Below are 283 nucleotides of genomic sequence, written 5' to 3'. Positions count from 1 at the left end.
TAAAGTCGTTACTTCACATTGTGACGTTACATCTGGCAAAGTTGCAAGATCCGCAACAGGAGCAGTAGCATCTGTAATTATTATGTTTTGTGTTTGTGTGGAAGCATTCAGATTAACATCTGTATATGTCCAAGTTACGACGGTTGTTCCTTGTGTTGTAATAGGAAGTGATGCATCGTTGGTAACAGCTACCGTTCCACCACAATTATCTGTTGCCGTTGGTGCAGTTAAAGTCGTTACTTCACATTGTGCGGTTACATCTGTCAAAGTTGCAAGATCTGCA

1 protein-coding gene is annotated in these 283 nt (G+C 41.0%); it reads right to left on the bottom strand.

Going from position 1 to position 283, the window contains the following annotated elements; genetic code table 11:
- A partial coding sequence (locus ACVCXO_RS00345; protein ID WP_452227613.1) for an HYR-like domain-containing protein occupies window positions 1-283 on the bottom strand: 283 nt, incomplete at both ends.

The organism is Lacinutrix sp. MEBiC02404 (genome assembly GCF_053601575.1).
The sequence above is the reverse complement of the archived record's forward strand: the minus strand, read 5'-3'. Positions and strand labels throughout refer to the sequence as shown.